Origin of the sequence: Ensifer sp. 4252 (assembly GCF_050434565.1) — a bacterium.
Classification (GTDB): Bacteria; Pseudomonadota; Alphaproteobacteria; order Rhizobiales; family Rhizobiaceae; genus Ensifer.
In genome coordinates this window covers 1-20,336 of record NZ_JBNDIU010000045.1, presented here as the reverse complement: position 1 = coordinate 20,336, position 20,336 = coordinate 1, and the positions used below count along the sequence as shown (strand labels likewise).

The 20,336-nt window shown below is 57.6% G+C and carries 21 protein-coding genes and 4 pseudogenes; 13 read left to right on the top strand and 12 right to left on the bottom strand.

Annotated features, from left to right (window positions below; translation table 11 throughout):
* Positions 1-151: 151 nt before the first annotated feature.
* From ABIE33_RS34940 to ABIE33_RS34925, 4 genes and pseudogenes are all read right to left on the bottom strand, one after another.
* Positions 152-358 (bottom strand): annotated as a pseudogene (locus ABIE33_RS34940) (hypothetical protein); the annotation flags it as partial.
* Between the two features lie 462 nt (positions 359-820).
* Entirely contained in the window at positions 821-2,566 is a 1,746-nt protein-coding gene (locus ABIE33_RS34935; RefSeq protein ID WP_429133588.1) for a DUF892 family protein, read from the bottom strand.
* A gap of 145 nt (positions 2,567-2,711) precedes the next feature.
* Positions 2,712-3,848: a glycosyltransferase family 4 protein gene (locus ABIE33_RS34930; protein WP_429133585.1), complete on the bottom strand. Its 1,137-nt coding sequence runs from the start codon at positions 3,846-3,848 to the stop codon at positions 2,712-2,714.
* Positions 3,849-4,517: 669 nt separating this feature from the next.
* A complete protein-coding gene (locus tag ABIE33_RS34925) occupies positions 4,518-4,928 on the bottom strand; it encodes a DUF6894 family protein (RefSeq protein WP_429133583.1) in 411 nt (136 codons plus the stop codon).
* Between the two features lie 54 nt (positions 4,929-4,982).
* On the opposite strand from ABIE33_RS34925, the pseudogene ABIE33_RS34920 reads away from it, so the two are divergent.
* A pseudogene (locus tag ABIE33_RS34920) lies at positions 4,983-5,176 on the top strand (DUF892 family protein); the annotation flags it as partial.
* Positions 5,177-5,302: 126 nt separating this feature from the next.
* Here ABIE33_RS34920 and ABIE33_RS34915 read toward each other — a convergent pair.
* Positions 5,303-5,557, bottom strand: a complete 255-nt coding sequence (locus ABIE33_RS34915) for a hypothetical protein (protein WP_429133582.1) — start codon at positions 5,555-5,557, stop codon at positions 5,303-5,305.
* Positions 5,558-5,807: 250 nt separating this feature from the next.
* Between ABIE33_RS34915 and ABIE33_RS34910 the strand changes: the two genes are divergently transcribed.
* The 3 genes from ABIE33_RS34910 (at position 5,808) to ABIE33_RS34900 (ending at position 7,494) form a co-directional block, all read left to right on the top strand.
* Positions 5,808-6,473, top strand: coding sequence for a protein-L-isoaspartate(D-aspartate) O-methyltransferase (locus ABIE33_RS34910; RefSeq protein WP_429133580.1), 666 nt, complete (start codon positions 5,808-5,810; stop codon positions 6,471-6,473).
* Positions 6,474-6,918: 445 nt separating this feature from the next.
* A complete protein-coding gene (locus tag ABIE33_RS34905; RefSeq protein ID WP_429133578.1) occupies positions 6,919-7,122 on the top strand; it encodes a CsbD family protein in 204 nt (67 codons plus the stop codon).
* A 198-nt stretch (positions 7,123-7,320) separates the two neighbouring features.
* A complete protein-coding gene (locus ABIE33_RS34900) occupies positions 7,321-7,494 on the top strand; it encodes a hypothetical protein (RefSeq protein ID WP_429133577.1) in 174 nt (57 codons plus the stop codon).
* A gap of 151 nt (positions 7,495-7,645) precedes the next feature.
* Here the strand turns inward: ABIE33_RS34900 and ABIE33_RS34895 are convergent, their stop codons facing one another.
* The 3 genes from ABIE33_RS34895 to ABIE33_RS34885 form a co-directional block, all read right to left on the bottom strand.
* Positions 7,646-7,945: a hypothetical protein gene (locus tag ABIE33_RS34895; protein WP_429133575.1), complete on the bottom strand. Its 300-nt coding sequence runs from the start codon at positions 7,943-7,945 to the stop codon at positions 7,646-7,648.
* 829 nt (positions 7,946-8,774) lie between these two features.
* The gene (locus ABIE33_RS34890; protein WP_429133574.1) at positions 8,775-9,572 is read right to left on the bottom strand and encodes a Ku protein; all 798 of its coding nucleotides are present in this window, start codon (positions 9,570-9,572) and stop codon (positions 8,775-8,777) included.
* A gap of 3 nt (positions 9,573-9,575) precedes the next feature.
* Positions 9,576-10,439, bottom strand: coding sequence for a Ku protein (locus ABIE33_RS34885; RefSeq protein ID WP_429133572.1), 864 nt, complete (start codon positions 10,437-10,439; stop codon positions 9,576-9,578).
* A 171-nt stretch (positions 10,440-10,610) separates the two neighbouring features.
* Between ABIE33_RS34885 and ABIE33_RS34880 the strand changes: the two genes are divergently transcribed.
* Together ABIE33_RS34880 and ABIE33_RS34875 are read left to right on the top strand one after the other, a co-directional pair.
* Positions 10,611-10,940: a hypothetical protein gene (locus ABIE33_RS34880; RefSeq protein ID WP_429133570.1), complete on the top strand. Its 330-nt coding sequence runs from the start codon at positions 10,611-10,613 to the stop codon at positions 10,938-10,940.
* On the top strand, positions 10,937-11,167 hold the full coding sequence (locus ABIE33_RS34875) for a hypothetical protein (protein ID WP_429133569.1): 231 nt from the start codon (positions 10,937-10,939) through the stop codon (positions 11,165-11,167). The genes ABIE33_RS34880 and ABIE33_RS34875 overlap by 4 nt, the downstream gene beginning before the upstream one ends.
* A 718-nt stretch (positions 11,168-11,885) precedes the next feature.
* On the opposite strand, the gene ABIE33_RS34870 is transcribed toward ABIE33_RS34875, so the two are convergent.
* The 4 genes and pseudogenes from ABIE33_RS34870 to ABIE33_RS34855 all read right to left on the bottom strand — a co-directional run.
* Positions 11,886-12,185, bottom strand: coding sequence for a DUF982 domain-containing protein (locus ABIE33_RS34870; protein WP_429133567.1), 300 nt, complete (start codon positions 12,183-12,185; stop codon positions 11,886-11,888).
* A 78-nt stretch (positions 12,186-12,263) separates the two neighbouring features.
* Positions 12,264-12,740, bottom strand: coding sequence for an Hsp20 family protein (locus ABIE33_RS34865; RefSeq protein WP_429133565.1), 477 nt, complete (start codon positions 12,738-12,740; stop codon positions 12,264-12,266).
* Between the two features lie 352 nt (positions 12,741-13,092).
* A complete protein-coding gene (locus ABIE33_RS34860; RefSeq protein WP_429133563.1) occupies positions 13,093-13,395 on the bottom strand; it encodes a DUF982 domain-containing protein in 303 nt (100 codons plus the stop codon).
* Positions 13,396-14,061: 666 nt separating this feature from the next.
* Positions 14,062-14,325: pseudogene (locus tag ABIE33_RS34855) on the bottom strand (hypothetical protein); the annotation flags it as partial.
* 318 nt (positions 14,326-14,643) lie between these two features.
* On the opposite strand from ABIE33_RS34855, the gene ABIE33_RS34850 reads away from it, so the two are divergent.
* The 7 genes and pseudogenes from ABIE33_RS34850 to ABIE33_RS34820 all read left to right on the top strand — a co-directional run bounded on the left by ABIE33_RS34850 (position 14,644) and on the right by ABIE33_RS34820 (position 20,194).
* Positions 14,644-14,853: a cold-shock protein gene (locus ABIE33_RS34850; protein ID WP_429133587.1), complete on the top strand. Its 210-nt coding sequence runs from the start codon at positions 14,644-14,646 to the stop codon at positions 14,851-14,853.
* A gap of 227 nt (positions 14,854-15,080) precedes the next feature.
* Positions 15,081-15,302, top strand: coding sequence for a hypothetical protein (locus ABIE33_RS34845; RefSeq protein WP_429133562.1), 222 nt, complete (start codon positions 15,081-15,083; stop codon positions 15,300-15,302).
* Between the two features lie 37 nt (positions 15,303-15,339).
* Entirely contained in the window at positions 15,340-15,720 is a 381-nt protein-coding gene (locus ABIE33_RS34840) for a DUF6481 family protein (RefSeq protein WP_429130462.1), read from the top strand.
* Positions 15,721-15,927: 207 nt separating this feature from the next.
* Positions 15,928-16,230 (top strand): hypothetical protein, encoded by a 303-nt coding sequence (locus tag ABIE33_RS34835; RefSeq protein ID WP_429133560.1) that lies wholly within the window; start codon positions 15,928-15,930, stop codon positions 16,228-16,230.
* A 640-nt stretch (positions 16,231-16,870) separates the two neighbouring features.
* Positions 16,871-17,473, top strand: a pseudogene (locus ABIE33_RS34830) (transposase family protein); the annotation flags it as partial.
* A gap of 156 nt (positions 17,474-17,629) precedes the next feature.
* The gene (locus ABIE33_RS34825; RefSeq protein ID WP_429133558.1) at positions 17,630-17,857 is read left to right on the top strand and encodes a hypothetical protein; all 228 of its coding nucleotides are present in this window, start codon (positions 17,630-17,632) and stop codon (positions 17,855-17,857) included.
* 561 nt (positions 17,858-18,418) lie between these two features.
* Positions 18,419-20,194, top strand: a complete 1,776-nt coding sequence (locus tag ABIE33_RS34820; protein ID WP_429133556.1) for an adenylate/guanylate cyclase domain-containing protein — start codon at positions 18,419-18,421, stop codon at positions 20,192-20,194.
* The last annotated feature ends 142 nt before the right edge of the window (positions 20,195-20,336 follow it).

Sequence of the window (20,336 nt, the reverse complement as noted above, 5' to 3'; positions counted from 1 at the left end):
GCTCTCATCAACCCGCCGCCCGTGCCGAAAAAGCGCGGCAGACCACCAGGATTGAAAACCGATCGCGACAACGGCTGATCACCGAAATTAAACCCGTCAAACTCGGGAAAATTCGATGCCCACATTTGCGGAAAATCCGGCGGCCATTGACAGCCGTGACCAGCGTCTCGCCGCGACGAACGCCCTCGGCATAAACGTGGGCGTCTTCTTCCGGCACGCCGGAATCCGTCAGCGCACCGATAATACCGCCAACCGCACTACCGGCGATGGCGCCTGCGGCGGTCGCGGCAAGCCAGCCGGCCGCCACGACTGGACCAACGCCCGGACTTGCCATGAGCCCAAGCTCGGTCAGAAGACCGCGTTCTCGCGCTTGTCCGTTTGCCTATGCTGCTGCAGCGGTAGTGCATCCCGCCAAGTACACAGCCACCACTAACCGACTGCGGAGGTATAGCGCCAGCTTCCGGCCTTAAGTTGATAGCGTGACGAATGTTTAGCAGCTAATGAATGTCGAACAATGTGGGAACGCCCCGCGTACGAAAGTGGTTCTCCAACTGGGACCAGCAGGGGGCGTTCACCCACGGGAAGGCTGCGCCGATGTGTTAAGCTCCAGCAGTGGAGGGAACCCAAACACAATCCACAAGAGTCGTTTTAGCCAACGTGTAAAAACGATCTTGTCGACGTGTTGGGTGTCAAAGCAACCGATGTTCTCGAGGGGTCTTCGATTGCCGACGATCTAGAAGCTGACTCTCTGACGTGAGCAAGCGGCAGTCCTACTGGGCACTTCGCAATGAAAAAGGGCGGTCAATGCCGCCCTTTCTTGCTATGCCGCCCTGGAACGCGTCGAGGTCTTGTTTATCGACGTGACCGCCAAGTTGGTGAGCTTGTTGTTAGTCGCCTTCTCCTGGTCGAGGATCTCGCTCAGAAGTTTGTGCGCCTCATCATGGCCGAGGTCCTTGGCCCATTCACGAAGCGCGCCATAGCGGACGATCTCATAGTGCTCGACAGCTTGGCAAGCGGCTAGAAGACCGGCGTCAAGCGCGGTCCCTTCCGCCTCTTTCATCACACCGTCGGCCTCCTTGATCAGGCCCTCGATGGCGTCGCATTTTTCGCCGGATGCCGTCTTGCCGATCGATTTGAAGACCTGCTCCAACTTCTTGATCTGATCTTTCGTTTCCGAAAGATGCTCCTCGGCCGCCTTCTTCAGTTCGGCGTTATTCGCGGCCTCATAGGGCCGCCAAGCCGTAAACCGCGACAGGTAGTCGAAGATTGCCTCACTGTTGGTATGGAAGATGTGCGGACCATACTTGTGAACCAGTATGCCGCTCTCGTTGTAGAAATCATAGGCGTTTCCTCCAATGTGAGGGCGTCGGTCGCACACCAACACACGCTGCCCGCTCTCGTTGGCAAGACGCTCTGCCAGAACGGCTCCGGCAAAACCGGCGCCGACGATGACATAATCGAACCGCCGCCGCCGCCAGCTACTTCTCGGCGTCTTTCGAGCGACGGGAGGGAGGGGTACCCGTACGGCAGGCTCTACGACATCTTCGACCAGCCTGCTCATTCGGCGATGGGTATCGTCCCAGGAAAGCGTCGCTAGTCTTTCGTCAACGGCGTTCAGCCATTCCCCACGTTTCGGCTCAAGCTGCAGTGCTTCTTCACATGCACACACCAGACTTGGCGCATCGGAGGCGAAGTAAACACCTCTCATATCCCCATACTGCCGCACAACATCGGTGATGGGCGTGCTCACCACGGGCAGCCCGGCGGCCAAGTATTCAGGCGTTTTTGTCGGGCTGATGAAGCGTGTCGCGTCATTGCGGGCAAAAGGCATCAATGCCACGTCCCATCCAGAAAAATAGGCAGGCAGGCTCAAATAGTCCTTCTGCCCCAGATAATGGATGTTGGGCGCGCGCGGCAGGTCTTCCGTCCTGATCTTTGCCTCCGGTCCAATGAATACTATCGACCACTCGGGCCGCTGACGGGCCAAGGCTGCTGTCAACTCCAGATCGAGTCGCTCGTCGATAACGCCGCAGAACCCCAGGATGGGACGTGGGATTTGTGCCTGCTCCGGTGGGGTTACGCAGAGTTTACGCGCCGACTGGAAATGGCAAACATCGACACTGGATGGGAACGGGTAAATATTGTCATGTAGCAAGCGCTTTGCCTCGTACAGGCTGTGGCCCCCGGTAAACACGACATCCGCCCGGTGCAACAACTCTCGCTCCAGGTCGGCCAACATGGGGGAAGCGAACCTGAAATTGGCAAGTTCGTCCATGCAGTCGTAGACGACAGCGGCTGCATCGACATGTCGGGCCAACGGAAACATCATCGGAGTGTAGAACCAAAGGATTGGCGGTTTTGGCCCCAAAAGTTCAAGGAGCTCATCGACCAATCCAACCAGTCCCGCCTGGCGCTGGGCCTCACTCCACCGATCGGGAATTCTGGGGCGCACGGCCTTAACTGCCGTGCCCGCGAAGGAATGGAACTCAAGATAGGGGAAGTGGTGGTCGGTCAGAATGAACTCTTCGAAGAAGTAGATCTTTCGCTCCCGCGAGAACCGCTCCATAAGATGTTGTGGACGCTGCAATACGAAATCCCACCGCAGGTGCGAAAAACAGATCAGTGGTGTGCAAGTATTGCTAGAGCGTTCATAATTTTTCTGATTTACAGTCCCTGTATCCATGCTCATACCGCGCTAGCGCGCCTCTTTCCTAATTTGAAAGTTCAGTTTTAATCAGCTGGCGAAGTTTCTTGATCGAATGCCGCCACGTCCATTGACGCAGGACTGCCGCCCGCGGCTTGAAATCTGCGAGCCTTGACAACATGTCGGCAATGCCGAGATGGAACTTGTCGGCGTCTACGGCCGCGCCGGTTTCCGGCGTTATGTATTGAAGGCCACATCGCAACGCGGAGTTGGCAAGCACTGGCAAGCCGGCGAGCATGTATTCGGTGAGGACGGCAGGCGCTCCGTCATCGACCCCGCAGACGACGCCGATTCGCGACCTGTTCATGAACCCGTTGACCTCGGCGAAAGACACGGCAGGTGGCCCGATGAAATCGATATTGAGGTCCAATTCGGTCGCACGTTGCCGCAACGCCTCGGCATCCTCGCCATAGCCGAATACACAAAGTGCCCGGACGGTTCTCGGCAGTTTGCTCAACGCGGAAAACAACACGTCGTGGCGCTTGTATGCCTGCGCGGCGGCAACATAGATTATGTCGTAGTCCTTAGGTCCGTTGAACGGATAGAACATCGTCGGGGAGGCAAACTCCGGTCCGATCGGCAGGATCGCAGTACGAATACCTGAATGGCAGCGCTCGACTTCGGCGCTCTGTGCCTGTGAACCGGTCAGGATAAAGTGGCGACACGCGTTGAACGGAATCCGCAAAGCGGGCGCGTCGATTGCGTTGTAGATCTTGAAGCTTGCCTTGCAGGCCCGAAGTATGTCCTCATCAACGCCTAGCCCCCAGACACAAAGAATATCAGGAGCGCCATAGACCTCGATGTGAGCAAGCATATCGTTCGAAGCAAACGGCGCGTCCGTGCCGTTGCTGTAGAAAGAGCGACGTTTGAGAATATCTTTTGAGGGCAATTGGCGCGGTCGATTGCCACCGCGCCAGTGGCTCCAGATCTCCGCTTGGTCGACCAGCCCTGTAGCCAAACACGCCAGAGGGAGCCGCTCCAGGTAGCTTCCCTCCACCACGATTTCAAGGGAGGCAGGTCGACATTCAGCCGCTTCTTCGTTGCGAAGGGACGACCATGCTGACAGGCGGTCAGCTTGCGTTGAAAGGGGGGACGCGGGGGGCCAACCCTCATGATAATCACTAATCACAACTATCTTCCGCATATTTCACTTCGCAAAGCCACCGTCGCAAGCGTCTCTTCGACGATCACGTTGGAGGGCCGGGTTTTGTGCTGACAGGACGTTAGTCGTGTCTTGCAACCGCGCTGAAGCGCGTTTGTTCCAGGACGACACAATTTTTATATGTGTTAGCGCTTATATTTGGATTATCCGAGATTTGGGGCGGTGTGGCGCAGCAAAACGTGCGTGCCCCAACCAGGTGTCGCTGCGTGGGCTACCGAACGGCGAAATTACACCGGGCTCTGACACGCGGGAACAAACGATAAATACTGCTGCTGATTACGTTTACATGAGCCCTCGACACAAAAGACTTGTGCGTTGTCACCACGTTTAGCGCGGCCTGTAGTCGGCCCAGCGTCAAGGTGAGGCTGTTTTATGCCCCGGTCAGGATCAAGAACGATGCTTGGCAACTTCTCGCGTGAATGCTCCCGGTTTCACCAGGCATATTGCGCGTGCACCATGGTGGTTGCTCCGGTAAGCAATTGTTGTTGGTCGGAGACTGGACTCGGAGACGGATCCAACGGCGCCTGATCGCTGCCATGTAGAATCCAAACTCTTTACTTCCATTCCACCCGGGGGAAAGGTCGCGACTAACAGCGGGCGCGGCAAAAATTTCGGGAGCAATGGCGAGCCAGTGTCGGGACTGCCCACGGCTCAATCGTAATCGGGACCCTTTACGTTGGTGTTGGGGATGGTTTCAAGGACTAGGCGCATCTCGACCACAAGGACATGCTGCTGATCGAGGACCTGGACGCCGATCATGGAGACGGGATCCTGTGGCAACCCATCCGCTGCCATTTCGGCCAGCGCAACCTTCGCCTCATTGATTGCCGCCTGTTCGTTGGGAAACTCGAAGCCCCTATCGCCGGCGCTAAAGCCTTCTTGATCGGTTGTCCGAAAGTAAAACGTCGGCATATCGCACCTCTTATCAGCCTGTTCCGTATCCGTTGTACGGGCAGCGCCCACAGTCGCGCCTAGATAACTTGCGCCCCCTGCGAAGGTTCCGACAGCATGCTGCAAAGGTTCATTCAACGTATTGAACCCTTTGAAGCCTTTGACGTTCATCGTGGTGGCGGAAGCAAATCTGCAAAAACGCTTTCACGATACGTTGAAGGATATTTATTTTGCGGAGCGGCAGCAGTCGAGCACTACGAAATCGCGCGCTACGGAACGCTGAAGACGTGGCGCAGCAACTTGGGCTGAAGGACGCCGTCGGATTGCTTGACGCCACGCTTCAAGGGGAAGGCGCTACGGATAAGGCGCTTAGTCAGTTGGCGGTCGCAGCCGCAAACGTGAAGGCGAGAGCGGCCTGAGCAGCGACCGGAATGAGGACGCAGGCTCTAAAACAGTCGGCCCATCCGACGCTCCCAGCAAATCTTCAGGCTCACATGGGCAAGGCTGTAAACGCGGGCGGCATCAAATGCCGCCCGCGTTTCTTTCTACATGGCATCCATGCCCTTGATCGCATTGTCCAAGTGGGACTTGCACTTCTCCAGGTCATTGGCCGTCATCGCGTCCTTTGCCATAGTCAATTCCTTGGCAGATTCGATTTTCTTGGCGCCATCGTTGATCTGCGCGATTTGCTGCTCGGCCCTCATAATAGACGCCTCGTCACAGACCACACTTGTCTGTGCCAGTGCCGGGGCGGCCAAGGCGGTGATGAAGGCCAGGGTAACGACTGGTTTTAAGATCATGATTTTCTCCATTCGCCGGCGCGATGCCGGTCTTCCACCTGGAGTGAACGACACAAAGCTCAATCTGTTCCCTGAAGTTGCAACCACTAGCAGGAGTTTCCAGGAACCTCCGTACACCTGCCGCGTTTGACGGACGCTGAGATCGCAAATGTGATCGACACAAGGATGTATGAGAATGGCGAAAACAAAATGCATCTGGGTCGCGAGGGTTTGACCTATACCAGCAGTCAATCAGTCGGGCTGGAGCATCATGCGAGATTATGAATGCGCTCGCCATGAAATGGTCGAACGGCAACTTGCCCGACGCGGGATCAAGGACGCTCGCGTTCTGAGCGCTATGAGGCAGGTTCCCCGCGAGGCCTTTGTTGCGGAAGGTTTCGAGGAGTTCGCATACGAGGACGCAGCCCTGCCGATAGCAGAGGGTCAAACCATTTCGCAGCCCTTTATTGTTGCCCGAATGGCGGAAGCCGCCGAGCTGGAACGAGTCAACAACGTCCTGGAAGTGGGCGTCGGTTCGGGCTACACCTCAGCGGTCCTGAGCCATCTCACAAGCCGAGTTTCGGCAATCGAGCGCCATGCGGCGCTCGCCAAGAAAGCCATGGAGCGCCTGTCCGCACTCGGCCGGAACAATGTCGAAATCCGCACCGGTGACGGAACGAAGGGATGGCCGGCAAAAGCGCCGTTCGATGCCATCATCGTCTCTGCCGCCGGGCCAACGATCCCGATGGCACTGAAAGAGCAATTGGCTATCGGCGGCCGCCTCGTCATTCCAGTCGGGCATGAGAACGGACCTCAGCGACTGCTCCGCATAAAACGGATCGACGACAATCGCTATGACGCGGAGGACCTCGGTGGCGTGATGTTCGTGCCCCTGATTGGGGACGAGGGCGCGCAACGGCCGCAGTCTAGTGGATGAACTCAGCCGATTTGGGTGATGATCTATCTACAGGTCCGGCGTCCGAGATGCTTTCGGAAGGTTCGCCGAAAACGACCGACGCAATTCAAACCCGTTCCGCTCGACCATTTGCATGCTGTCATCTAGTCGCCCGCGCCCGCAGCCAACTTCGAAGGAGTGTCGTGAGACACTGAAAAGGACTGAGAACGAATTGCGCGAGGATGTTGGCAAGGTTCCGAAACATGGTGCAGGGAGACGCGGCGGCTATCCTCCTGGCCAGCGGTAGCAACAAGCCCGCTCCTTAGAGTACCGGATTCATTGGTGATCTGAAGCTGTGCCCGATCCGAGACCACCGTCGGTGCACGATCGTGCCGCCTATTTGCCGCGAGCATCAACACAGCACCTCCTGAACAAAAGAGCCGGCTAAGCGTTAAGCTCGTATCTACTTTAATCGGAGGAACTGAGAATGGACTGGGATCGCGTTGAAGGAAACTGGAAGCAATTCAAGGGAAAGATCAAGGAACAGTGGGGCAAGTTGACCGACGACGATCTTGATCAAATCGCCGGCAAGCGCGACCAACTTGAGGGTAAGATACAAGAGCGCTACGGCATCGAGAAGGACCGCGTTCGCCAAGACATCGACGACTGGTATGAACGTCAAACCTGGTGACCCTTCATCTGCCCCGCCTTGGCGGGGCATTTCTATGTCTGGCTTGTGGCATGATTGTTGTCGAACACACTTATCGCCCACCGCAAGGCTGCGGCTTTTCGCGGTTTCCATTCAAATCTGGGTGAGGACCTCATCCAACGAACTGAGGAAGGGGGGCGAGCCCGTCTGATGGTGCGGTGGCCGCGACACCGCAAGCAGATGTCCGACGCCAACTTCCTCGCCATCAACGACTTGATGAAGGCTTACGGCATTGGGGTGTTGAACCGCGAAGAGGTGCAGGAGCAGCGCAAACCGGATCCCGAACTGTTGGAGGAATATGAAACGCTGTGCCAGAAGCTGGAAGACGATATCCTCAAGTGCTTGCAAATGTGAGCCCGCGCATGATCCGTTAGGAGCTACTAGAGCCGTCCAACATCACTTGAACCGGTTTCCGCCGGGTTCGTCCCCAAATGGACCAACCCGCCTCGAGGAGCCCTTCATAGCGGAAATGGCCATCGCCCACTTTGACAGAATGCAGCCCGCATCAGGGTCGCGGGGGCTTTGTCAACTGAAATGCCATGAGAACGCACAACAGGGCACCCACGCCGATAATCCACCAGGGCCGTACCGCTCGTTGATGTCGTGTGGAGGAAACAACCCGCTCGCGTAGCGCAGCGACCTGTTGGCGGAGATCTTCCAGTTCCTGGGTGACGTTCGGTTGCTGGGTGACGTTCGGTCCCCGCAATTCGCGGGGGGTATTCGCGACGGCCGCTTCTTCTATCTCTGCTAGGTACTCGCGCCATTGCGTATCGGTGTCAAAGCCGTGCTTCCGAATATCCGTCATCGACCAACCTCCTTTTCCGCCGTCAAATCAAATTCAAGATCCCACCGCCGGTGACTGGGAGCCATCGCCCGGCGTTGGCACAACCGACGTGCGCGCGCAGCATACAGGCACCGGCAATTCAGAATTACCGAACCCAACTCGCTTGAGGGGCCGATGTTCCCTGGAAGCTGCATGTGTGCGATTTAAATGGGCGACGGCGGGATTTCGGGGCCAGTTCGCGCAAGTCGATTCATTTGTGAAAACTATCGGCCACTCTCGTGAGCCGCACTTACCGCATCTCCCGCCGCAGCCACGCGCTTCGTGAGTGGGCCAGGGAATCACGAGATCCGAAATCGCCTGCAGGGTGCGATAGATCCCATTCTTCCAGCAGCTCGTGAAAGACGCTTCTTCGCTTCTTCGCGAACTCGTGAGGAAGTATGATCTCGTTTCGAGATCCAACGGTTTTGCTCATAGCCTGATCCCAGCCGGCCGCCCGGGATAGGCCGACCTCTGCCCTCATCGATAATGAGCCCTCTCTGAGGGGATAACACTCGGAATTTGAGGGGATCCAGTCGGCCGCCGGGTTGGGGGGAAACGACCGCCTGGTCGTCGGGAGGTTGCGTAGGGGAGTTATCGGGCAGGCGGTTTGTTCCCCCGATGTGCGTCAATGCCCGCGATTAGATTACCCCCGCTCGGAGCTCGGCGACCTTGCGACCCCATACTCGAGGCCGAGTCTCTCGTCGACCAGCATCCAGTGGGCGTCATCGGGCAGATCGAATCGACTTCGGCCATCACGTCTCGCACCTCTTCCTTGGTTAGTTTCGGGTCCCTCGGGTTTTCCTCCTCCTCCTTATTGGGATTTCCCGCGCTTCTCTCGTTCCAAGCTGTCACGCAGCGCCGCCATGATGTCGACCACGTTATCCTTCGACACCGGTTCAATCTTTCGCTTGCCCTTGGGTTTCAGCGTCTTCTTCTTCTCGGCGATCAGTTCCTGCATGCGATTCTGAATGGGATCAGTGATCGGCACCCATTTTTTAGTCTGGGCCTTGATCAGCTGCTTCATAAGGGGAGCGAGGCCGCCCTCCGGCTTCGCCTTGATGCCCGAGAAATACTCCTCCTCCGGCCTGACCTCGTCTCCATAGCGCAGCGTCCAGAGCACGATGCCTTCGCCGCGAGGTTCCAGCATCACCGCATGCTCGCGCTGCCCGAAGACAAGACGGGAAATGCCGACCACGTTCTCTGCGCGCATCGCGTCGCGGATGACTGCGAACGCGTCCTCACCAACCTTGTCGTTGGGCAGGAGGTAGTGGGGTTTCTCCAGCCAGATCCATTCAATGGAGTCGCGTGGCGTGAACATGTCGATCTCGATCGTCCGGACACTTTCGAGCGCCACGGCATCAAGCTCTTCCTCCTCCAGGATGATGTAATCGCCTTCGCCGCGCTCGTAGCCCTTCACCTGGTCGTCCGGGTCAACCTCCTTGCCCGTGACGCTGTCGACGTAGCGTGAGGCCACACGATTGCCGGTCGCGCGGTTCATGGTGTGAAAGCGGACCTTCTCGGTGTCGCTTGTCGCGGGGGAGAGGGCAACGGGGCAGGTGACCAGCGATAGCTTCAGATAGCCCTTCCAGTATGGTTTGACGGCGGCCATGGCTTAGCCCGCTTTCTTGCGAGCAGCGGCCGGCCGCGGCGCCGGGGCGGCGCGAGCCGCCGCCGCAGCCGTGCGCGGCTTGGACGCCCGGGCAGTGGCAAAGCCAGCGCTCATACGCAGCGCTTCCATAAGGTCGGTCGAGGGCTCGACCTTCGGCTGCTTCTTCGCCTTGACCGTGCGACCTTCCATCTTCGCCTTCACGAGCTCGGCCAGGGCGGCGTCATAGCGATCGTCGAATGTGCGCGGGTCGAACAGTTTAGTCTTGGACTTGATGATGTGCTTGGCGATGTCGAGCATCTCGCCTTCGATCATCAGCTTCGGAATGTCGGCGAAGGCCTCCTTTGCGGAGCGGACCTGGTAGTCGAAGTTGAGCGTGGTCGCGATCAGCCCGTCGCCGTGGGCGCGGATCAGAACCGTCCGGAGCCGGCGGAAGAGCACGGCTTGGGCAAGGGCGCCGACCTTGGATTCGGCCATCGCGTCTCGGATCAGAACGAACGTTTCTTCGCCAAGCCGATCGGGCAACAGGTAGTAGGGTTTGTCGAAAGAGAGATCGTCGATCTCGGTGAAGGGTACATAGGACTGGATGCGAAGCGTCTTGTCGCTTGGGGGCACCGCGGCGGCGAGCTCGGCCGGCTCAAACAGCACGTAGCGGCCGTCATCGACTTCGTAGCCCTTGATTTGGTCCTCGCGCTCGACGACCTTCCAGGTGTCGATATCGACATACTCCCGCTTCACGCGATTGCCGGTTTTTCTGTTCAGGGTGTTGAAGCTCACGCGCTCGGAAGTTGAGGCGGCGCTATGCAGCGCCACCGGGCAACTGATCTCGGCAAACTTCAGGAAGCCCTTCCAAAGAGCACGCCCGGCCATGTTGATTTCTCCCGGTGAACCCGGAGTCAACGGAGGCTGATTACGTTTGTTCCCCTAAATGCGCGAATCAATTGTGGCATTTGGTGGGCTGTCGATAGTAGGATGAACCTATCCACGGGTATTGCGTTAGAGGAGTCTGTTGCACCAAGCCAAGAGTAAGGAGGCGGTGCTGTGAACACGAAGCTCCATATCGACGGATCATTTCAGACCATGCATCACGCGCTTGATAAGGCCAATCGCGCGTTCCAGAGCGGCGGCGCTGACCGACATAGAGACGCTCTGCAACGGCTCGGCCGAGCGGTGATGAACTCGCTCGCTGAGATCATCGAGACCGACGGCGGCACGGATGGTTATCTCTACGACGCTGACGGCATCGCCCAGGATATTGAGGCTTGTTACCAAAAGCTGATCGAGGAAGAAGAAGCCGCGGAGCCGGACTACGCGCTACGGCAGTCCACCCATGGAACCATGAGCTTTCAGCAGCAAGGGGTAGGGCGATGATCACTGGCTCGGATCTACTCCAGATTTCCCTCGCTCGCGTGAACATGGATCGCTCGGACCTCGAGGCGGCCGGCGTGATCGATCCAGGCCAGGCAGGCGACAAGGCCTGGTCAAATTTCGGACGCGATATGGACACCTTCATCTTGAAGCTGCCGGAATGGCGCCGCGCTGCGCTCGCGGCTGTGATCAGAGCTAGAGCCGACAGCAGTACTGAGGTGTCTCACTAGGGTAGAAACGGCGGCAACCGCATCACCTGCGCTCGGCGAGGATTTTCTGCATCCTGGTTAGTTTGCTTTCTGCAAGCTCGAGCCGCTGAAGGAGCACGTTCGGTTTCGCGGCGCCATCATCCCATCCGCGTCGAGTTGGCAATGGCGGAAAGAATCGCAACGGCTGTCAGCGCCGTTGCTCGCGATCCTGCGGGCCTGTTGGCGGCGAGCGAAACCCGAGGTTTGGCTGTTTCCGGGCCGGGACGCGACCAACCCCATAGGACGACCGGTCCGTTGGGTCGCCGAACGAATTTCTTCCTACCCATAGGGTTCTATCACGCCTATTCCGGCGGCTGTTTCTTGAAGAGCTGAAGCAGGCGTACGACCTAAAGAGATCCGTTAGGAATATTGCTGCCATGCGGCTCGCTGGCGGGATCGTTCAGCCGTTCCAGTTTCACGATGAATATCGCCGCATTGTAGGCCAAGTTCTCCCAATAGGCGGTTACTTTTGGAGGGCCCCTGCTCGGGGCGTGAGCTCGTAACGCACCCCTGCAAAAGACTTGAATCTACTCTGTATCCGATAGCCGGCAAATGACGGTATCGCAACGAAGGACGCGATATGTCACGATCGGACTTGTGCAGCGCGGAGATTTAGGACATCACGCTGCAGGGCATCATCGACGCCCTGCAGCATCATTGATCCAAAAGCCGCTTTTCCACGGCTTCCACGTTCCCGGAGCTATCGCATTTGCTGGTTGCTGCCGCGCTTGTTGCGCCCCGCGACGACGATATCGACTGTTGGGGCGATCAAATTATGTTTTTCCGCGAAGGCAACAAAAACGCTTCGGGCGGTATCCGCCTCGATTTCGCCCCTGAGTGCGGCTCGGCATGCTTTCAATGCGAATTCAAGGGCTGGATCATGAGGGGAAGCTGGCCAGTCCATCAGAAGCTGGTAAGCATGCATGACAGTGCGTACTTCCGTCGGGATACCGAGGCCCGTCAGAATGGTTACGGGTGCTTCGAACATATCGGGTTTCATCGTGCTCTCCTTTCATAAGCCCGATCGTTGAGCGGGAAAGGGGCGCCGACAGCGGCGCCCACGCATGCATTAATCTTCTCAGGCGGCCGTTCGGCTCCCGATCTTTGGAGCGCTCTGCGCCTCTGCAAGAGCCGCATTCGCCTGGATGTCGATTTTCCGCGGCTTCATTGCCTCGGGGATTTCCCGGACCAGATCGATGGACAGCAACCCGTTTGTCAGATCAGCGCCCGAAACCCTGACGTGGTCGGCTAATTCGAAGCGGTGTTCGAAGGGACGGCCCGCGATCCCACGATGGAGATAGCCTTCGCCCTGAGGTTCGCCCTTGTTGCCGGCAATAGTCAACAGGTTGGACTGAAATGTGAGGTTGAGATCATCCTGCGAGAAACCGGCGACGGCGACGGTGATGCGGTAGGTATCGTCACCCGTTTTGACGATATCGTAGGGTGGCCAATCGCTGACGGTGCGGGCACGCTGCGCATTTTCCAGAAGGTTGAATACGCGATCGAATCCAACGCTCGAGCGGAAAAGCGGGGCATAGTCATAAGATGTTGCCATAGCCATATCCTCCTTGAAGCAACATGGATAAGGGGGGCGCCAGACGTCTGGTGCCCCGTTGCTGACCCTTGCGGCAGCCAGCGAACTTGAGTTGGTTTTGGTCCCATTCCGTTTCAAGAGCTCGGTTCAAAAAAAGGCGGCCTTTGAAAAGCCCATGAAAAAGTCTCAGACCACTATTGCCGGTGTCGACTGGGGGGAATCCTCTGGAAAGACAAGACGCCACACAGCAGGCGCATGCCCAGATGGGCAGCGCACGGTTGCCGAGGCGGACATCCTGGGACGACCTTGCGCGTGGTTCGCACATTTCCAAAGCCTGATTGGGACACACATCGTGCCCCAATCACGGCGTTTGTCAGGCGACTGATCGCTGCCCGCCGGAGCCGGAGCGAACGAATTGAGATTCTATGGCACCGACCGTTATGCCCGCGTCAAGACAGGCATCAATAAACGCCTCCCTCGCAATCGCAACAGGCGTCACTCGGTTAAGGGCCCGACGGCAGGTCTGGACAGCGCGGTTTTGCTTCCTGCCGCGGCTCACAGACCAATCCGCTTCGAGGAAATCGAGCGCGTCGTTGACAGTTGAGAAGATGTGCTCGGTTCCGTCTCTCAAACGGAGTGAGACGGGCGTCATCCAAATCATTTCCGGATTGAACATGGGATCCTCCTTTCGCACACACCCGGATGAAAAAGAAGCATTAACGATGTTGGCGCGAGCTGCATCGATTTCAAGAGCAGGACCCCGTCGTTTTGCGTGGACGAATTGACATCTTGTCGCACGATTTCAGCGCACTATCCTGTAGCAAGAAGTAGAAATCGATGCCGAAGATAGCCCCGCCCACGCTTCCCGAATGTCATCCGGACCATGCAGAAGGCACTTGAGACAGAATTCCAATTGCTGGCCAGTCGGGCGGAGGCAGCGGGTTGGTCACCTGAAGAGGTTGCAGCAGCCCTCATAGACCTCGCAGATAGTCATTTCTGTCTATGGACCCGGGCGAAGAAATGTTTGAGCTCGGCGTCGTCTTGATCGCCCGCAAGCGTCACTAGGGGCATATCGCTGAAGCCGTTGTGGTCTTGTTCGAAAGCTGCAAAGCCGATGCCGACATTTCCCCAGCACTTGACAAGCTCGGCCCCGCATGGCGTTTCCATTCACTCGTGATCGCGTCGTCATCCAGATGGCACGAAGTCCCATTGCCACGTCCGACGTCGGCGAGCCCCCATCAGCGCAGCGACAGATAGCGTCCAAGAGCCTCACCAGGTGTGGGGCTTCCCAGATAGAGGGCGGCCTAGGTGGCCCGAATGGCCCCAGCACCGGGCGGGCCTGTCAAAATGTCAGCAGATTGGCAGTCACGACGATTGAGACGGTCTCCTCGGCAGGCGGAGGACCTATCCACACGCCTGCCGGTAACGGAGGGATACTATTGGCCAGTCCATCGAGCATGCCTTGCAGGACGCTCTCGCTCAGTTCGTCCGTCTTTTCGCTTGGGCCGACCAGGCGATCTCCCAGCAGCAAAGTGAGACCATGCATTTGCGAACAGAAAATTAGAACAGCGCCATCAATCTGAGTTGTGTTTGCCGCGGCATCGGAGGTGTGTGTCGCCTATTGGACAACGCAAATTGATGCGGACGGGGAAGTCGACAGACCCAACAGCCAGCGGGCCGACCGATTTGGCGTCGGCCAGGTCGGACCTTCCGGCGCATCGAGGCGCCATCGAGTGGCGGAAAACTAAAAGTTGACTAACAGATCAACTGTCTCTATCAGTGATTTACCGATATTTGCTTGCTGAGCTTTGGTTACCGCGCATTTAGCAACCGCGCCCTGACGAACCTTCCTTTCAAAAATCGCTATCATCATCCGCAGCGCTTCGGCGCGGCGGTCATTCAATATGCTATGAAAGGGTTCATCATGACCACTGGCACAGTTAAATGGTTTAATTCCACCAAGGGCTTCGGTTTCATTCAGCCTGACAACGGCGGTCCGGACGCCTTTGTCCATATCTCTGCCGTCGAACGTGCTGGCATGCGCGAAATCGTTGAAGGCCAGAAGATCGGCTACGAGATTGAGCGCGACAACAAGTCGGGCAAGATGTCTGCCTGCAACCTTCAGGCAGCTTAAATCGGTATCGGCTCTCCTTTGACCACGGATGTACTGGCACTGTCGAGAGCATGATACCCATCAAGGTCAGGCAATATGCCTGGCCTTTTTTTGTTACCGCGTGTTGCCTGCATGATCCCGCGGATCGGAACCGGTCCGGAGATGAAACCATGTGGGAACCCAAGGGATAGCAGTTGTCGCGCGAGGTGCACCACTGCGGGCGAACCCTTTTTAAGTAGGGAAACCCCATGACCGAGACACACAACAAATCGCGCCAGCGAGCCGAGATTGCCTTTGCCAAGGAGCAATCGCAGTTCTTTGCCCGTGACAGCGCCGTCGAAGAGCTCGACTCCATCGTCCAGACTCGCGAAGAGAAGACGCTGCGTCTGCGCGAAGCCCGCCTGGCAAAAGAGTTGCAGGATCGCCTGGCGGCCGCCGCCCCCGTTTCGAAACGTGTCAGAAAGGCCTGACTTTCAGTCAGGGTGACACCTCAACTGGAATAGAGACTTGAGAAACATCAGAAACAGTGAACTCACCGATCGTCGCAGCGCCGCGGCCGATGCAAAGACAGCGCTTCTTCAAGCCTATCGCGCGGCAAAGGAAGCCGCAGAACCGACTCAGCTCGCCCGCCAGGCTGAGCGTCAGGCTGTCGCTGCAGCCCGCGAAGAGCGGCGCATCAATCGCGAACAGGCGAAGAATGAGGAGCGCGAGCGCTTGCAGGCCGAGGCCGCCGAGCGCGAGGCAGCAGCCACCGCTGCCGCAAGAGCTGAGATCGAGGCACGCGAAGCCGCTGACAAGAACCGCATTTCGCGCGTGATCGAGGACGAGGCTGCCCGCAAGGCCGAGCGCGACCGGCGTTACGCCAACCGCAAGGCGCGGCAGGCCTGAAAGATCAGTCGAAAAACTCAGCGGGGGTGGTCGGCAGTTATGAAAGCGCACCACGCCCCCTTACCTAGTTGTGCTGCGGATTGTCACGCGAAAGAGGATCGACCCCTGGGGCACCGAAAGCGCGTAATTTGGATCACACTCCCGAGGGTGGCACCAAACATTCAACATGGCATCCAATGGCTGCGCGTTAAACAAAAAGGTAACAAAATGGACGAGAAATATCCCCATGCAAAAAAGCAGTTCTTCGCAGCCGTGCGAACGCTCGCGGCTTCTGCGGATAGTATCCAGACCCGCCTGATCGAAGCAAACACTGATATTCTGGCCGTCACCATCGATGAGTTTGATAGAGACATCGAACTCAAGATCAAGTTTGCCAGAATACTGGACCTTCTCGCCGTAGATCGAGACGACATGGAAGAGGTCGCCCTTGAAACTGCGGCGCATATGACTGAATCGGAGGCGATCATAGTCGCGGAGTTGATTTGTGATTTTTTCGAAGAGCTCGAGTGACCTGCGGCCATGCGGACTGGCAACCACTTCGTAGCGCTCAATGTGGAGCCTCACCGCTCAGTAAATGCGCGAAGGACAGATTGCTTCTTCAGGACAGTGCCCAACTAAAGCGAAGTATTTAAACTTTGGCAGTCCTGTTCGCCGCCGATGAAACTCTGCTTGCAGAGCGGCTTACCGGAGCAAATCCACCTAGGATGGTGGAACGCTGGCGGAAAGGCCGGATGGCCCCAGCCGCAGACACACTTGTGCTACGATTTCTGCAGCTATTCGAATTCGACAGGCGACAGCACCTGCGGTTGCCCTGCCATCTCGCTTGCAAAGACGGATAGGCTTCGCTGCGCAATCGGAACAATCCGCGCGCTAATCGGGCAAGCGGCATTGTTCAGTTGGGGGCGGCAGCACAGTTTGACCTTGAAAATGTCGTGGTCGCCGCTCCCGACATGCTGATGAAGCCCGTCGGCTTCGAGGCGCAGGTGAGGGTACCAAGCGCCGGCAGCGTTGCTGCCAAAGCCAGTTCGCGCGGCTTGACTGTCAATCGGCACCCAAAACTGACCTATCGGCGTCCAATTTTGGCTCTGACTCATTTTTGATGCAGTTGTAACGATGCTGCGTTGCTGGTTTCCACAAAGGAATCAGCATGATGGGCACGAAGCTCTGCGCTTCTGATTTGGTACCGGCTGGCTTCATTGCTGAACGCATCACGCGCGTTGGCGATGAGACCTGCATCCTGCTTTCCCGAACCAGCGCAACGGCGGCTTGTCCAGCGTGCGGACGAATGTCTCGAACGGTCCGAAGTCGCTATTGCCGCCAGGTCGCGGACCTTCCCCTATCAGGAAGGCGCGTCAGGCTTCTCGTGCGCACTCGGAGGTTCGCTTGTGATGCCGTGCTTTGTGGGAGACAGATATTCGCCGAGCGGTTCGGCGATGTACTGCCGCCTTATGCCAGACGAACCGGACGCCTCGAGCATGTTGTCCATCACTTGGCCCTCGCGCTTGGTGGACGCCCGGCGGCCCGTTTTGCCCAACGTCTGATGCTTCCCGTCAGCAACGACACCTTGCTACGCGTCATCCGCAGGCAAGGCCTTCCGCCATCAGCCCCACCCTCGGTGATAGGCATCGATGATTGGGCCTGGCGTCGCAACCATCGCTACGGCACGATCGTGTGTGATCTGGAACGGCGGCGGCCGGTCAGTCTGCTGCCAGACCGCGAGCCAGCGACGGCGGAGGCTTGGCTGCGGCAGAACAGAAAACAAGGTGAGGATTTTAGAAAGTAAGCTGGCCCGGATACAGAAAATAATCGCCGAAGAGGAGTGATGCGGAGGACGTGAGAGACATCTGAGGTGGGGTCGCCGATCCCAAAGAAAATGCGGCCCCCGAGCAGGAGGACATCGGAAGCCGCAATGGAGATTGCCTTCAACACATCAACGATACACCCGCATTCGCTCTCATGCGAGACAATTTGCGTGGCCCTGTTGTTTTCAAACCTTCCCAATGATCACCAACACGATGCGCCGGATCGCCTCGGCGAAGCTGACGCCGAGCGCCATCGCCGCAATCCCTACCCCCGCTTCACCTCGTCGGTCGAACTGCTTCGCTTGCTAAAGGAGATGCTTCATCGAAGCCAATAGCTTGCCGGCACACCCCGAGCGAAGTGCGACTATACATTAGCAATCGGAACAATGCTCTCTCTCTCCCGCGTTTTTAAATGCATAAGCGTGGTGTATTGTGGAGGCAACCCATCGCGGACTCCGGACGGTCTGGCTACCTCCAACCCCAAACCGTCTGGATCTCCGCCCGATGGGATACGAACCGGCGTTGGCTAGTTCGTCTTTTGTGCAGGCACGTGATATTGCGATCGATTGCGAAGTATGACAGCCGGACATCGGCGGCGCCCTGCATGTCTGGCCTTCGGTGTCGCGCGTGACGCGCGGATTGTCATCTCCAAGCAACGAAATGCATCCAACGTTAGCCGCGAGAATCCTGCCCCGGTCGGTCGTCATCACCTCTCAGCGACTGATGAGACCTTCCCTCGATCGGAACGAGAAAGGAGCGTAGAAGCGGATCCCTTTGGGTGCGACATCAGCGCATTCGCTCTGGATTTTTCGTTCCTATCCTGATTGGCGCGGTTCAAGAGCGCTTTCGCATTTGCCTATCAGGCGATACTGTATTTTCTTGGCGGAGGGGCAAGCGTGGAACGTCGCCTTACCACAATAATGGCTGCCGATTTGGTCGGCTATTCTCGTCTCATGGCGGCGGACGAGGAAGGCACCATTTCGCGGCTGCGCGATGCGCGAACCCACGTGATTGACCCGGCGATTATGGGAGGCGGTGGCCGCGTCGTCAAAACCATGGGCGACGGGCTCCTAGTCGATTTCCCCTCGCCAGTGTTGGCGGTAAGAGCGGCACTTCTAATGCAGCGCAACTTGAACTCGCGCGAGTCTCCTCAAGGGGAAGACCTACGTCTGCGTTTCCGGATCGGTGTTCATCTGGGAGACGTGGTGCTCGATGGGGACGACATCCTCGGCGACTGCGTCAACATCACTGCGCGTTTGGAGACCATCGCACCCGCCGGAGGCATCTGCATATCTCGTGCAATCTACGATCATGTGCAAGGCAAGATAGAGGCTGGGATGACGTGGCTCGGGCCGCAGTCCGTTAAGAACATCCCCGTACCAATTGACGTGTGGCAGGTCGAGGTGGACGGCACGGCGCCGAGCCCGGTTCGGCTCTCTGGCCAGGAACGTGCTTCGATCGCGGTTCTCCCATTTCAGAATTTTTCTGCCACGCCCGATCAGGACTTCTTTGTCGACGGACTGGTCGAAGACGTCATCACGGAACTAGGTCGCTTTCGATGGTTGTTCGTGATCGCTCGCAACTCGACTTTTGCCTACAAGGGAACAGCCAAGGACGTACGCAAAATCGCCCGGGAACTTGGTGTGCGCTATGTCGTAGAAGGGTCGGTTCGGCGGTCAGGTGATCGGTTGAGGATCACTGTACAGCTAATCGACGCGCTGTCCGGAGCACACATCTGGGCCGAGCGGTGGGATCGTTCGATCGCCGATTTTTTTGATGTGCAGGATGAGATAACGCGCCGGATTATCGCGGGCATCGAACCAGAACTGGGAGCGCACGAACGGGGCCTCGCCCTCGCCAAATCGACGGACAACCTTACTGCTTGGGAACTTTGTCACCGCGGCCTTGCTGAATTGCTTTCCTTCGAAGCAGGTTCTCAAGCCGCTGCCGAGAAGTTCCTTCGACAAGCGCTCGAACACGATCCGAATTTCGCACTTCCCTACGCCTATTTAGCTCGTCACCGATACGCACTCGTCCTTTGGGGGCGTGCCGCAGACGTGCCTGTCGCTGTCAAGGAAGGATTATCGTTCGCCACGAAGGCATTAGAAATCGACAGGCGGAGCGATATCGCGTACGCGATGATGTCGCTCCTTCTTACGGTGGACGGGCGAGCGGCTGAGGCCATGCCTGTCGCTGAACAGGGCCTTGCATTAAATCCCAACTACGCGTTTCTTCACTTCGCACATGGAATGGCAGCCGTGCGGCTCAGGGACGCCGATACGACGATTAGAGCCGCACAAAATGCCATCGATCTCAGTCCTCACGATCCCTCTACGTTTGCGTTCAAGACACTACTCGGTATTGGCTTGATGCTGAGAGGCGAGCCCGATGACCTCTCAACGGCCCGGATGCATCTGCGGGAAGGCGCGTCCTTCGAACGCACAACCTATTATCCATTCATTGCGGCAGCGTTGCTCGCCCTCAGGGCGGGCAATACCGATGAAGTGAGGATCTGGATCTCTGATGCTTTGAAGAAATTTCCAAACCTGAATGCGGAATACGTCCGAGAGGCGGCCCACCCATTCTATGAAGGCAGTCCCTACTGCGACTACCTCGACAGGTTGATCGAGCATGGACTTCCCCCGGGAGAGAAGCGTCTGATCGAAGAATAATCGCGTCGAACTGCCAGCACAAAAGCACAAATGTATTGCTCTTGCGCCAAAGCCGCCACCCGTCCGGGTGACGGCCTTTGATCACCTGCATTTTACAGAGATTACTGTGCAGCCTCTTCGATTAGGTCCGCGACGGCTTGGG